This window comes from Pseudomonas sp. Arb-4-2C, assembly GCF_055755015.1.
Genome location: NZ_CM146899.1, coordinates 5,774,422 through 5,788,954, shown reverse-complemented (window position 1 = coordinate 5,788,954; position 14,533 = coordinate 5,774,422). Strand labels below are relative to the sequence as shown.

The 14,533-nt window shown below is 61.8% G+C and carries 6 protein-coding genes; 1 reads left to right on the top strand and 5 read right to left on the bottom strand.

Going from position 1 to position 14,533, the window contains the following annotated elements; all coding sequences use genetic code 11:
• Nucleotides 1-89: 89 nt before the first annotated feature.
• A complete protein-coding gene (gene pdxR / locus AC0J41_RS26280) occupies nucleotides 90-1,646 on the top strand; it encodes a MocR-like pyridoxine biosynthesis transcription factor PdxR (protein ID WP_473013976.1) in 1,557 nt (518 codons plus the stop codon).
• A 12-nt stretch (nucleotides 1,647-1,658) separates the two neighbouring features.
• Here pdxR and AC0J41_RS26275 read toward each other — a convergent pair whose 3' ends face one another.
• The 5 genes from AC0J41_RS26275 to AC0J41_RS26255 form a co-directional block, all read right to left on the bottom strand.
• Complete coding sequence (locus AC0J41_RS26275; RefSeq protein ID WP_473013975.1) at nucleotides 1,659-6,194, bottom strand: hypothetical protein; 4,536 nt, start codon at nucleotides 6,192-6,194, stop codon at nucleotides 1,659-1,661.
• Nucleotides 6,195-6,222: 28 nt separating this feature from the next.
• A complete protein-coding gene (locus tag AC0J41_RS26270; protein ID WP_473013974.1) occupies nucleotides 6,223-10,794 on the bottom strand; it encodes a hypothetical protein in 4,572 nt (1,523 codons plus the stop codon).
• Between the two features lie 162 nt (nucleotides 10,795-10,956).
• Nucleotides 10,957-12,057: a polyamine ABC transporter substrate-binding protein gene (locus AC0J41_RS26265; RefSeq protein ID WP_025112646.1), complete on the bottom strand. Its 1,101-nt coding sequence runs from the start codon at nucleotides 12,055-12,057 to the stop codon at nucleotides 10,957-10,959.
• Nucleotides 12,054-13,079, bottom strand: a complete 1,026-nt coding sequence (locus AC0J41_RS26260) for a histone deacetylase family protein (protein ID WP_473013973.1) — start codon at nucleotides 13,077-13,079, stop codon at nucleotides 12,054-12,056. Before AC0J41_RS26260 ends, AC0J41_RS26265 begins: the two co-directional genes overlap by 4 nt.
• Before the next feature lie 312 nt (nucleotides 13,080-13,391).
• On the bottom strand, nucleotides 13,392-14,387 hold the full coding sequence (locus AC0J41_RS26255) for an AraC family transcriptional regulator (RefSeq protein WP_025112648.1): 996 nt from the start codon (nucleotides 14,385-14,387) through the stop codon (nucleotides 13,392-13,394).
• Between the last annotated feature and the right edge of the window lie 146 nt (nucleotides 14,388-14,533).

Sequence of the window (14,533 nt, the reverse complement as noted above, 5' to 3'; positions counted from 1 at the left end):
GATATTTTCCTTGGCGAATGCCTGCATCCTAGGCAGGCTATTGGTCTGTTGTAAGAGCCATTGATGACCAATTTCATAGGTCCATTGCCATGCCCGAATCGCCCACACTGTCCATGCCGTTCAATCCGGCGGGAATCGAACTCGACCGCCGTCAGGGCTTGAGTCGCCAGTTGTATCAAGCGCTGCGGCTGCGTGTGCTGGACGGGCGTCTGGCCAGCGGTACGCGGTTGCCGGCCAGTCGCGATCTGGCGGCGGCGCTGGCCATCTCGCGCAACAGCGTGGTGCGCGCCTACGATCAGTTGTACGCCGAAGGGTTCATTGAAGGGCGGGTGGGTGATGGCACTTACGTTGCGCAATTGCCCCAAACGGTGTTGCCGGCGAAAAAACTATCCACAAAAGTATCCACAGGGTTTTCAACAGGCTTACCCACAGCCTTATCCACAAATTGGCTGGATTTACCTGTGGATCCATCCAGCAAAGTTATCCACAGCGACCCGCTGACTCGAGTCAAAAACAATCATTTGGCGCATCCTCCCAGTGGTCCGCCGCGGGCTTTTCGGGTCGGTGTGCCGGCCTTCGATCTGTTCCCTTTCGACGTCTGGGCCAAGCTGAATGCGGCTTTTTGGCGCAAACCGGATTTGCAGCAGCTGTGTTATGGCGACCCGGCCGGCGATGCACGGTTGCGCGGGATGATCGCGGCCTATTTGCGCAGCTCCCGTGGCATGCAGTGCACGGCTGAGCAAATTGTGATCACCAGCGGCGCGCAGCAGGGGATCAGCCTTTGTGCACAGTTGCTGGTGGAGCCGGGGGACGGCGTGGCAATCGAGAATCCAGGCTACCGCGCGGCCGGTCATGCCTTCGCCGTGGCCGGTGCCCGGTTGCACGGGGTGGCGGTGGACAGTGAGGGCATCGACTGCCAGCAATTGGCGGGACTTGCCGATTGCCGTCTGACCTATGTCACGCCTTCCCACCAGTACCCCACGGGGGTGGTGATGAGTCTGGCGCGGCGGCTCGAACTGCTGGCGTGGGCCGAGCGCACGCAAGGTTGGATCGTCGAGGATGATTACGATGGCGAGTACCGCTACAGCGGGGCTCCGCTGGCGCCGTTGGCCGCGCTTGATCGACAGGGGCGGGTGCTGTATGTCGGCACGTTCGGCAAGGTCGCGTTCCCGGCGTTGCGCTTGGGGTATCTGGTGCTGCCGCCAGGGTTGGTCGATGCCTTTGCCCAGCGACGCGCGGTGGATGTGCGCCATTCCGAAGTCAGCACCCAGGCGGTGATGGCCGAGTTCATGGCCGCCGGGCACTTCCAGCGGCACATCCGCCGCATGCGCCGCGCGGCGCTGAGTCGGCGTAATGTTTTGCTCGATGGCTGGCCGCAGGCTATTGCGGGCGTCGGCCCGTTGCCCGGTGTCGCCGCCGGGCTGCACCTGACCGTGCCGGTCGAGAGCGTGGCGCGCGAAACCGAACTGATCGATCTGGCGCTTAGCGTCGACGTCGAGATCAACGGGTTGAGCAGCTATTGGTTACCGGACTCCAGCACCCCGGTCGATCAACGAGCCGGTCTGGTGCTGGGTTTTGCTGCGGTGCCCGAACGTGAGATCGAGGCGGCCCTCAAACGATTGCGTACGGTATGGCACAACCGCTGAAGCGGACGCCGGTCAAGGTCGCGCTTCCAGTTGCAGGAACGGGCTCGGGTCGCCAATCCGGCGCAGTACATAGTCGAGCGGCGTCAGGCTGGTCAGCGCCTGACGCCGTTCTGCGTTCAGGCTCTTGAGGTGTGCATCGGCGATTTTCAGGTGCGCCGCCGTGAACTGCTCCGGCGGTGCTTCAGGCGAGTCATAGTGAAAGTGTGCCACCCACAGCGGTTGGTCCTGCTCAGTGATGTCGAGCACCTGATATTCCTGGAAGTAATCCTTGCGCTTTTGGGTCTTGATCCGGCCTTGGGCGTTTCTGACGATCCGTACCTGGTGATTGTCCAGCAGCCATTGCACATAGGCCTGTCGAGGCTGGCGTTGCTTGAGCAGGCTGGCCCGCACCGCGACACCTTGAGCGCGCAGGCGGACGGCGGCGCTGTTGAGTTCGGCGCTCAGGTCGCCCACCGGAAGTCGCGTCCCGCCTGAGGCGAGCAAGCGCGCCCGGGCCTGCTCGACACTGATCGCGCTTTGCTCCAGTCGGCGGGCCTGATGGTCGAACAGGTCCTGCATGTCCGCCGGAATCCGGTTGGGCCTCAGTGCGTCGCGACGAGTTCGCTCAATGAATCCATGCACGTCCTCGTTTTGCGTCAGGGCGTTGGCAATGATGTCGATGTCGTCCAGTTGCATCGCTGGCGAGGGTTTGGGTCTGACGGGAAGCATTTCTTCCAGGGGCGACTCAGCGGCGGTCGAAGGTTTGCCGGGCGCAGGGTCGCGTGGCCGGCTCTTGGTGACCTTGGCAACCAGTCGGGAAGGCCCGGCAACGGCGGGTTTGGCGGCGGGCGGCGGGGAGCTGGTGCCGGTTCCCGGCAGCAGGTCGCTCAACTGCTCCTGGGCGCGCTGCCTGAATTCGCCGATCAAGGCGCTTATCCGCGCCAGTTCGTCCGGTTCGACCATGCCGGGATGTTCGCCTGGCAAGTCGCCAAGACGCTGGTCGGCATCGACATAGATATCGAGCAGCCGACTCAGCCAATCGATGCGCTGAGCGGCGGATTCGGCGTTTTCAGGTCTTCTGATCAGGGCGGCATGCCGATGGGTGGCGGTTGCCGCTTCGATAATCAACAGGCCGGTCGCTTCGCGGGCCGCCTCGGTGGCGGTGTCGCGCATGCACACCTCATGGGACATGCCGATGGCATTGGATTTCAAGTCCCACGGGGTGAATGTCGGGAGCAGGTTTCGCAAGCGCTGCGCGGTGGTCATGCCCGCGCTGCCGCTAGCGTCGAGGGGCTCCAGCGAGGTCTGCGACAGTTGCAGGCGCTCGATCATGTCCTGGCTCAAGGCCAGGGCCTGGCGCACTTCTTCGACGTAACTGTGCCGGGCCGGCTCTGATTCGATCACGCGGTTATCTGCCAGGTTGCGGGTCAGTATCGAATACGCGTTCCGTTTGAGGACGAACCACAGGCTGAGGTTTTTTTGCAGCAACGTGGTCATGCGTTGCAGCTCAATGAAATAGCCGTCGCTCCCACCCTTGAGGCGCCACCGCCCAAGCGTTTTCAAGGCCTCGTGGTAATCGTCGATCTGCTTTTCGACCTGTTCGAGGTAGCGTCGGGTTGCCTCTTCGTAGGCATGCCCGGTGTTGCCGAGCAAGGCTTTCTGGGCTTTCTCCAGCTCGGCATGGCCGGCCGCTTCCCGGCTTCTGAATGTCTGCAGAGCGGTGCCCAGTTGTTGCCTTTGCAGTTCCTTTTCCTTGCGCTGAGCCTTGAGCTGGCTTTGCAGGCTGGTGCCGCCAGCACCGCCGCGCAGGCGCAAGCGCGTGTCCACGAACCACTGGCCCTGCGCGTTGTGAATCAATAACGGCCCGGTTTTCGAGGGCGCGTCGGGATAGACGATCTGGACCTGCTGGTCATCGTTTTCCGTCACTTCAAACCAGCGTTCGCCTACCTGCGCATAGGTCCGGGAATCGAGGCGATACAAGCTGGCCTTGTCGCGCAGCAGGGTTTCGATGGCCGTTGCGGTGAGATCCGGGGCCGGTACGGCCAGGCTGTTCAGAAACGTGGTCAATGCCGCAGGCGAGCGACGAGGCACCGAGCCGCTGGCCTCAAGCGAGGTGTAGTGGCTGGAGGGCAACTCGTCGCGCAACAAGGTCGGGAGGTGGGTGACCTTGGGTAGTGCAGGCTTTATCACCGGGGGCAGTTGAGGTTGGGGCAACAGTCCCCTGTCATTGCGCGGCACCGTGCGGGAGCCGGTTTTGCGGCGTACGGCGGCATGATGGGCGAGGATCATCCCCAGGTTCAGCAGCATGTCGGCAACGGCGCCCCACTGAGCCTGCGTATCCCCACGTTGATGGGCGTCCACCACCTGGTCGACCTCACTGATGCTTTGCCAGACCCAGATCGCCGCGCCTGCCGGGCCGCAGAGGAAATTCGCGGCAACGTTGAACAGCGCCCAGCCGCTATCACGCAACAAGGTCCAGCGACGTTGCGCGTTGGACAGCGACTGGCGGTCAGCGAGTTCGGCCATCGCCAGCGCATGGGTCTTGAACAGGACCGGGAACACATCGCCGCTCAGCGTTCTGGAGGAGAGCCTGACCGGCCCGGCCCAGTTCACTGAAGTCCAGGGTTCGGAAAGTAATTGCGCGCCCAGCCATGGGCTGGGCAGGCCAGTGGGGAAGGTGTATTGGGCATATTTGAAACTGGTGTCCGAGTCTGGCAGCCAGGCCAGCACCGAATCCCTCAGTTCGCCTGGCTGATGCAAGGCGTACAGCAGGTTTTGCGCGGAAGGGAATTGCAGCAACGGCTGATCAAGTAACGGGCGATACAACAGGCATGGCCCGGCGTCTGGCCGATGCGCGGCAATGATGAACATGTTGGTGACCGTGTCGCCCTGGGTTTCCCCGGCATGGACGAAGGTCAGCGGACGAATGACCACGGTTGGCGGCTGAGCGGGTGCCGGTTTCAGCCAATCGAGGACACGGCGATAGCCTTGTTCATCCACACCACCGAGGCGACGGAGCTTGCACTCCAGTGCAATCAACGGCAGTAGCGCACGCAGTTGACTGATGTAAAAACGTTGTTGCAAAGGGGCCTGGAGCGGGTCGTCGATCAGGCTGTTCTTGATCAGTTCGGGGTACACCTCACCGATGTTGACCTGGCTTGCCATCTTCGTCAGATAGGCGACGGTCAGCCATGACGGCAGCGCTTGTGGCGGGCTGAATTGCAGCGAGGCCCGATACGGCGCGTTGTTCTGCAAGGCGTACTCACCCAGGGTTTCGGTATGGGTGTCATGCGGGTTGGGCAGGGTCAAGCCGCCGGATTCGAAGCTGTTGGTGATGTTGATATGCAGGCGGTCCAGTGGCAATCCGGCAGCCGTCGCATGATCAGCGATGATCGCTTCACGCATACGGTTCTGTGCATAGGTGTTGATCGGTAGAACCGGTTTCAGTGCCGGGTCTGCCTGGCGGTACAGCAGACCCAGCGCGTTGATCGATTGACTGTACTGATCAAGGTCGGACGCCGTAGCGCCGATCAGCCATTCGGGGATTGAATCGTCCAGGCTAATCAGGGCTTTTTTCTGCGACTCACTGGCTTGCTCGATCAGCGGCGGGAAGTTGCTGCCGTCCTCGGCATCGGTGTCGAGACTTTGCTGGGTGATCGCCCGGATGGCATCGAGCTGATTGGCGATCAGTGCCCAGGCCATGTGGTCGAAAAAATTGCCCGCCGGTTCGAACAATTGCCACTGCAGGTTCTGTCCGTCTGGCTGCAAGTCGATACGTTGCGGCAACGACGCGCCCAACTGCTCCAAGGAGTCGAACGATTCATAACCGTCTTCTACGGTGTACATCATCACCACATTACGCAGCCCATAGCGGCCGGTCAGTACGGCTGCCCCGCCCAGAGTCAGGTGCTGGCGGTGGCCTTGGGCGTCGACAGCGTCAATGTCGATCAGGCAGACCTGGATGGCCGAGAGTGTCTGGTCATGGTTGCGGCGCTCCTGCTTGTCGGGGTGCAGCGAGACTGCCCGGGCGATTCGGCACTGTTCATCGTCCCAGCCGTGCGCGCTGCGAACGTTCAGCGCCTTGCGCAGTGCATCGGATAGCTCCTGCCAGTGCGGCATCTGGTGCCGGGTGCTGTTCCAGTAACCCAGTTGGTGCTCTGCAAAGGCCATGAACAGCAGAGGCGCGTAGTCGTTCAGCAACGCGGCAATGGCTTCGATATCGATGTCCAGATGCACCACGGGCGAGGCCTGGGGATTCAAGGTGAGAAAGTGTTGGCCCTCAAGGTAGTTGGCGTGGGAGCTGTTGAAAAATTGCCGGATCAGCGCCTGGGTCAGCGATTCAAACCGGGTGGGCAGAGCGGCCGGCTCGCCGTCGAGCCATTGCCAGTGCGGTGTGCCGATCATCGCCTGGTCAGGGTCGATGTCCTTGTGCGGATACAGCTGCTTCAGCGCCCGGCGCAGTATGCTGGCGGCAACTTCATCGATCGTCGGTCCACGACTGGTCTGATGGACGATCTGGCTCTTTTGCAGCAAAGCCTGGGTTTCGGTGTCATCTGAGTGCTCGGTCATCGTCATTTTCCTTTTTGACGTTCGGGGCTTATGAGAAAAACAGCGAGCGCGCCAGCTGTGGGCTGATGGCGCTGCGATAGATGGCGATCACTTGTGGGCTGCTGCTGGCGGCATTCAGATCGAAGGTGCCGGTCAGTCGTTGATCCTGCAGTTTCAAGTGGGCGGCGGTGAACGCATCGACTGGTGCGTCGAGGCTGGCGTAATGGAAGTGGGCGTACCACAAGGTCTTCCCGGTGCGCCGCTCGCGAATTTCGTATTCCTGCAGGTAATCCCGACGCGGCCCTTTGAGGCGGCGTCGATCAGCGCCCGCCACAATCTCGATTTCATCCTTGCTCAATAGCCATTCGACACGGGCGGCAGTGGGCGGCTGTTGCTTGATCATCTCGACCCGTACCCGGTAACCCTCGGCGTACAAACGATTTCGCGCCTCCTGCAATTGCGCGATCAGCGCTGGAGGCTCCTCGATGCTGTTCGCTCGCAGCCGGGCCTGCTCCAGGCTCCTGGCGCTCTCATCGAGTTGCTCGGCCCTGTGCTGGAACAATTCCTCGATCTCCACCGGGATACGACCGGGCTTTTTTGCATGCGCTTCGGTTTTCCGCACGAAGCTTTCCACGCCGTCGAGCAGCGTCTGCCCTTGAGTGATCTGGGTCGCGAGGTCCGGGGCCGGAGCGCTCGGGCGGCGACGTCGGGGTTGAACGCGCTCGAGCCAGACGCCGGGGGTTTTCTCATGAAAGGTGGCGATCACGTTGCCGGTCAACGGTGCTTTGACGTCCAGCAGAGTCGGCTGCCCCGGTGCCGTTGGGCGTAATTCACCGACCACCGTGCCCTTGAAGCGGGTTTTGATCACTCGTTTGCGTGACGGTGGTGCGGACCTCGAGGGGCCGGGGCGAGGTTCCACCGGCCGGTGTTCGAGCAGCAGGTTCGCCAGGTGTTCTTCGGTTTGCTGCTGGAATTCGCTGATGCGTGAGCGCAAGTGTCCGAACGGCTGATCGAGGAGTACCTCCTGATGGTTGAGACTGAAGTCTTCAAGCGTCTGGTCGATGGCGGCAAACTGTTCGAGCATGTCATTGAGGCCCTCGATTCGCTCGTTGGCATCCAGGTTCGGGTGTTCGAGCATCAGTTCCTGCGAGGTCTGGATGATCAGGTCGGCCGTTTCGAGCAGCTGAAGCAGCTCGCCCTTGGCCTGACTCAGCGCAACAGAGGCCTGCTCTTTCAGGCAGATATCGCGCCCCAGCGAAACCTGCAGTGCCTTGAGATCGTTGAGGCTGAACGCGGGCAATTTTGCACGGTAGGTATTGGCGATTTCGGCGGCACTTTTGCCCAGTCGGCTCATTTCCTGAAAACGCGACTGAGCAAATTCGACTTTGTTGATCACTTCCTCGGTCAGATCGAACATTTGGCGGTAGGTCGCAGGATCACCGGAACCTTCAGCCGTCTCTTCGGCGTCAAGCAGCACCAGGGTGTCCTTGAGGGTTTGAGTGAAGGCGGGATTGCGTTGATCGAGCCAGGTCTGGTTGAAAAACAACTGGGTCCCGAGCATCTCGGTCATGGCGCTGCGATAGTTGGGAACCGCCTCCAGCAGATTCAGTGATTTGAGCTGGTCGATGGGGATGACGTATTCCCCGGTGCGGCGCTCCAGCGCCTCGAGAAACTTCGCTTGTTCGGCAGGCCGGGTGTCGTCGCTGGCCGCCCTCATGGCGATGTGCGCGGCTGTCAGCTCTTTGCGTGCCTGCTCGCGCTCGGTATCGAATTCGGCCAGTTGTTTCCTGAGCTCGGCGATGTGCTCGAGGTTTTTCTGTTTTTTGGCTTTGCGTCGACTCGACAGACCGCCGCCACGCAGGCGCAGGCGCGTATCGACGAACCATTCGCCGCGCCGATTGCCGATCAATGCAGGTCCTTCGCGTCCTGGTTGCTCGCGTGAGTCGAAGATCGATACTTCGCTCTCGTCCCCGACCGTCACCTCGAACCAGCGTTCAGCCACCTGTGCGTAATAACGGGTGCCCTGGCGATACAAGTGGCGATAAGGTCCGGTTTCGCTGGCTGGCGGGATGAGTGATTCGGGGCGAGTGATCGCGAAGCGATCGAGTGTCTTGGCCAGGCTCAGGGCGGCGTCGGTCAGCAACGCCACCGGGTGCCGCGCTGGGGGCTCGCCGATCACATCAGGCCGTTGAACGATGTTCACCAACGGCTGTGGCGCGGGCTCCTTGGTTTCGACTGCAAGGGGCGCCGGCGCTTTTTCAGCCATGTGGCGGGACGGCGAGTTGCGCGTGCTGGCGTGATGCGCGAGGACCATGGACAGGGTCAGCAACAGGTCGGTCATCGCGGTTTTCTGTTGCCCGGTGTCGCCGGTTTCGGCGGCATCCAGGGTTTGTTGCAGATCGTCCAGGACCTGCCAGATCCAGGCGGCCGTGCCGACTGTTCGACCGAGAAAGGGCAGCGCCGTGTTGAGGAGCAACCAGCCGGTGCGCTTGAAGCTTTCCCAGCGACTTTCGGCATTGGACAGCGATTGCCGATCGGCCAGTTCGACCATGGCGCTGACGCTGGCCTTGAACAGGGACGTCAGGTAATCCTCGGCGCCGACCCGAGTACCCAACGCCAGTGTGCCGCTCATTTGCAGGGAGGTCAGTGGATCGGCGAGCAATTGTGAAAGTGTCCATACCGACGGCCGATCGTCGCTGAACACGTAGTTGGCGTAATTGGCCCGCACACGGTCCGGCAACCAGGCGAGTACCGATTGGCGCAGTTTCGAAGAGTGTTTGATGGCATACACCAGGTTGGCCGGCGACGGGTATTGGGCCAGCGAGTGATCGAGCAGTGGCCGGTAAAGCAGGCACGGTCCCTTGTCCATCTGCCGCGGACCAATCACGAACATGTTGACGACTTCGTCCGTGGTTGTGCCCGGGCGCCACGAGGGATTGAAGGCCAGCGGCCGAATGACGATCTCCTGACCGTCCACCCAACGGTTGGCATCGAGGACCTGAACCGCGGCTGCGACATAGCGATAGCCCAACGCGTCAATCCCGGCCTGCGCGCGGATTTTCTGTTGCAGGGCCAGCAACGGCAATTCGACGCGCAGCCGACTGGTAAACAGGTTCTGCCGCCGCAGGCTTTCCAGCGGATCATCGTGCAGCGTGCGTTTGATCAGCGCGGGATAGTGCTGACCGATGTCGACGCTGACGATCAATGCCTGCAGGTAATTGGCCGTCATCCACTCCGGCACCACGGTGCTGCCGATACTGCGCACGGTCTTGTTGCCCAGCGGCAGCGCGATCAGGTTTTGCAGCGCCAGGTCGGCCAGGCTGAAGGTGTTGCGCTCGGGCTCCAGCAACGGCGTATAACTGCCCCAGACCACCACGCTCTCGACCACGATCTGAATATCGGCCAGGTTCAGTTGTGCGGCATCCGCGTGCTCCTGAAGCATGGCCGCGTGCAGTTGCTCCAGCGCATATTCGCGGATCGGTTTGATGCCGTCGTCAAAGGATTGCTCGGCGTTCTGGCTTTGCACCTGCGCAAGATCCATCAGGTGACGGCTGTAGGCAGTCAAGTCGCTGGGCGAGGCGTCGAGCATCCACTGCGGCAATGCCTGCTCGACCTGGTTGAAGCGTGAGGAGGATTGTCTGTCTGTCGGGTCGAGCTCGTTGGTGGTGCGGCTGATGTGCGGTGCCAGGTTCGTCGCTGCGGGCTGCGTGGCCAGTGCGCCAATCGCTTCGGCCTGCAGCGCAATCAGATTGCAGGCCAGGTGATCGAAGTAGTTGCCATCCGGTTCGATCAGCCGCCATAGCAGATTCGCAGGCGGAGGTCCGTCGATCTGCGCCTGCAGTGACGCCCCCAGTTCCTGCAGCGAGTCGAAGGCCTGAAAGCCGTGAATGAGGGTGTGCGTGAGTATCAGCGTGCGGCTGCCGAGGCTGCCGACCAGTACCGCCATGTCGAGCACGTCGATGTGTTTCGAAGTCCCGTTATGCGTGGTGTCCAGATCGATCAGGCAGGCGCGCGACTGATAGCGGTCATTGGCGCTGCGGGTACTTTTCTGCGGATCAGTGAAGAGACCTCGGGCCATGGCGCGCTGGTCGTCGTCCCACTCAGGATTGGTTTCGACGTTCCACAGATCGCGCAGGGACTGGGCCAACTCTTGCCAGCGCGGGGACGAGGCGCGGGTGAACTGGTTCCAGTACTCGACCTGCTGTTCCTGGAACGCGATAAACAGCAGCGGCGCGATTTCGTTGAGCAGCCTGGCGATGGCTTCGATGTTGACCGGCAGTTGCACCGGCCTCTCGTCCAGTGGTTGCAAGGTGAGGTAGTGCTCGCCATCCAGGTAGGTCACCGGGGTATTGGCAACACCATGGTGTACCAAGGCGTCGGTCAGCGATTCGACATGCGTGGGCCCGGGCACGACGCGCTGGTCGCGCAAGGTCCATCGCGGTGTTATCACCATCGCCAGTCGGGGGTCGATCTGCAATTGCGGGTACAGCGCTTTCAGCGCTGGTTGCAGGGCGCGGGTGGCGACTTCCCTGATTGAGGGACCGGCGACCAGTTGGGTGAGCAGGGCATCCTGAGCGTTGGACAGCACGGGTTCGGCAGGGGGGCTGGAAGTTTCTGACATGGTCACATCCTTTGTGGGAGCAACAGGCACCGTGGCGGGTGCGGTGGGCGATCCGTTGCAAGGTAGTGACGGGCGGAGGGCTCAGGGTGGTAGATAGATATCGCAGGCAAAAAAAGACCTGCGCAGGCGCAGGTCCAGGTGACGGCGGGAAAGTGATACGGCTCAGGTGCCGGACTTGATTTTGGTCCAGGCCCGGGTTCGCGCCCGCTCGGCATCGCGGGGCAATGGCTGCAGGGTGTACAGCGTATTCATCGCCGCGTCGGTCGGGTACAGATTGGGGTTGTTGCGGATCGCCGGATCGACCAGCCCGGTGGCGTCCTTGTTCGGGTTCGGGTAGCCGACGAAGTCGCTGACCGGGGCAATCACTGCCGGTTGCAGCAAGTAGTTGATAAAGGTGTAGGCGTCCTCGGTGTTCTTCGCACCCTTGGGAATCGCGAGCATGTCGAACCAGATCGGCGCGCCTTCCTTGGGCAGGCGCATGTCGACCACCACGCCGTTCTTCGCTTCTTTGGCGCGGTTGGCCGCCTGCGAGAAGCTGCCGGAATAGCCGACCGCGACGCAGATGTCACCGTTGGCGATATCGGCCATGTACTTGGAGGAGTGGAAGTAGGTGATGTACGGGCGGATCTTCATCAGCAGCGCTTCGGCTTTTGCGTAGTCCGCCGGGTTTTTGCTGTTGGGGTCCAGGCCCAGGTGTTGCAGGGCCAGCGGCAGAATCTCCGACGGCGAGTCGAGCAGGGCGACACCGCACTGCTTGAGCTTGCTGATGTTCTCTTCCTTGAAGATCAGGTCCCAGCTGTCCACCGGTGCGTTGTCACCCAGCGCGGCCTTGACCTTTGCCGGGTTGAAGCCGATCAGAATGGTGCCGTACATGTACGGCACGGCGAACTGGTTGCCCGGGTCGTTGGCTTCGATCAGCTTCATCAGTTTCGGATCGAGGTGGTTCCAGTTCGGCAACTTGCTGCGATCCAATGGCTGGAACACCCCGGCTTCGATCTGCTTGGCGAGGAACACGTTGGACGGTACCACCACGTCATAGCCGGAGTTGCCGGTCAGCAGCTTGGCTTCCAGGGCTTCGTTGGTGTCGAAGATGTCGTAGACCAGTTTGGTCTGGGTGTTCTGTGCCTTGAAGTCTTCCAGCGCCTTGGGCGTGATGTAGTCGAACCAGTTGTAGACGCGCAAGGTGCGTTCTTCGGCGTGGGCAGCGCTGCTCAGCAGCGCCGCGCACAGGGCTGGCGCGATCAATTGCTTGAAGCGGTTCATTGTTCAAACCCTTCCAGCACGTTCACCGCGTTGATGCCGATTTCTTCCACCGCGTAACCGCCTTCCATGACGAACAGGGTTGGTTTGCCAAGCGCGGCAATGCGCTTGCCCATGGCCAGATAATCCGGGCTGTCGAGTTTGAATTGCGAGATCGGATCGTCCTTGAACGTGTCGACGCCCAGCGACACGACAATGATGTCGGCGCCGTAGCTGTCGATTTCGTTGCAGGCCTGCTCCAGCGCCGCACTCCACACGTCCCAGCCGGAGCCGGCAGGCAGCGGGTAGTTGAAGTTGAAGCCTTCACCGGCGCCTTCGCCGTGCTCATCGTCGTAGCCGAGGAAGAACGGAAACTCGGCTTCCGGGTGGCCGTGGATCGAGGTGAACAGCACATCACTGCGCTCGTAGAAAATCGACTGCGTGCCGTTGCCATGGTGGTAGTCGACGTCGAGGATCGCGATCTTTTTGTGGCCCTGATCGAGGAAGGCCTGAGCGGCGATGGCGGCGTTGTTGAGGTAGCAATAACCGCCCATCAAATCGCTGGCGGCATGGTGTCCCGGTGGACGGCACAGGGCGAAGGCACTGCGTGCGCCACGCTGGATTTCCGCTTGGGCGGTCAATGCCACTTGCGCTGCGCTGTACGCCGCCTGCCAGGTGCCGGCGGTGATCGGTGCACCGCCGTCGAAGCTGTAATAGCCAAGCTCGCCGTGCAGGCTGGTCGGTTTGATCTGCCGCAGCGTACGTGCCGGCCAGGTGTACGGCAGGAGGTCGCCGTCGGTGTTGAATTCGGTCCAGCGCTGCCAGGCACCCTTGAAGAAATCGAGGTAGTCGCGGCTGTGGATCCGTGCGATCGGCTCGAGGCCGAAATCCTTCGGCGCTTCGACTGCGCCGAGGTTCTGGTTTCTGACCCGCTGCAGCACGTGGTCGGCGCGCGAGGGCATTTCGAAACATGGCTTGAGCTGGCCGTCGATGAGTTCGCAGCGGCCATGGTGCAGGTGGTGATCGTCTGAGTAGATCGTCAGCATTTGTTGTTCTCCGCAGGGCTGATTCGGTTGTCCCCAGTGTTGCGGCGCGCGGCGAATCGGAGAACGGCAGGAAAGGCCAAAAGGGGATCGATATGGCCAAAAGATCTGACCGAAATTCGCCCCTCCTTCAATGCAGCCATGCCTCGATTCAAGGTATGGAATGCGTTCCCTGTGGCAGCGGGCTTACTCGTGAATACAGTGTGTCAGATGTATTGATGGCGACTGACACGCCGCCTTCGCAAGCAAGCCCGCTCCCACAGGACTCCGTGCATGACAGCAAATCGCTGAGCGCCCGCCTTTCAATGTGGGATATCAGTGCGGGCGAAACTGGCTCGGCGCCACACCGCTCCAGCGTACGAACGCGTGGCGGAAACTCGCGGTTTCGCTGAAGCCCAGCGTCTCGGCGATGCGGTAGATCGGCAACTGATCCTCACACAGCATCTGCTTGGCGCGCTCGAAACGCAGTTCGTCGAGCAGCTCCTGATAACTGCTGCCCATGTCTTTGAGGTGGCGGCGCAGGGTGCGCGGCGAGCATTTCATCTGCTGGGCCAGGCCTTCCAGCCCCGGCGCGGCATTCAGTTGAGCGCTAAGCAACTGGCGGATACGCCCGAGCCAGGCCTGGCGGCCGGTAAATTCGAGGTTCTGCTTGCGGCAGCGCTCGGCCATGGCCTGATGGGTGATGGCGTCGGCCAGCGGCAGCGGCTGTTCGAGCCAGCAGCGGTCGAAGGCGAACGCGTTGTCCCGGGCGGCGAAGTGCAGCGGGCTGTCGAAGTGTTCGGCGTAGCTGTCGCGGTAATCCGGCGCCGCGTGCTCGAACCGCGTGGCGAGCAGGGGCAGGGGATGGCCGAGCAGGTCGTCGCAAATCACTTTCAGCGACACCAGGCAGAACTCGGCGTTGAACACTGCCATCGCCGGGCTCTCGCGGTAATCGGCGGCGACGAACCAGATGCGCTCGCCATCGTCTTCCAGGCTCAGTTCGAAAAGTGTTCCCAACAGCGCCGGATAACGAATCGCCAGACGCAAAGCGTCACCGAAGGTGGCACAGGTCAGCAGCGCGTAACCGAGGATGCCGTAGCAGGACACGTGCATGCGTCGGCCCAGTTCAAGGCCGATGTCGTGCTTGAGCGCGACCGCGTTGGCGCAGACCTGCATTTCCTGATTGGTGGTGATGCGCGTGTCGGCGCGGTTCAGGTCCGCGGCACTGATGCCGCTGCCGGCCAGCAGCGCGTCACCGCAAAGGCCCTCGGTCTTGAAGGTGTTGAGGATCAGCGAGACGGCATTGAGGGTGGTGAGGTGGGAGTGCAGCATACGATCTTCCAGCCTGGGGATGGCTGGAGCGCAGCAAGTTACATGCCGGACGCAGATCCCATTGCGGGAGCGGGCTTGCTCGCGAAAGCGTCGTGTCAGTCGACATCAGCCTGTCTGACCTGACGCCTTCGCGCGCAAGCCCGCTC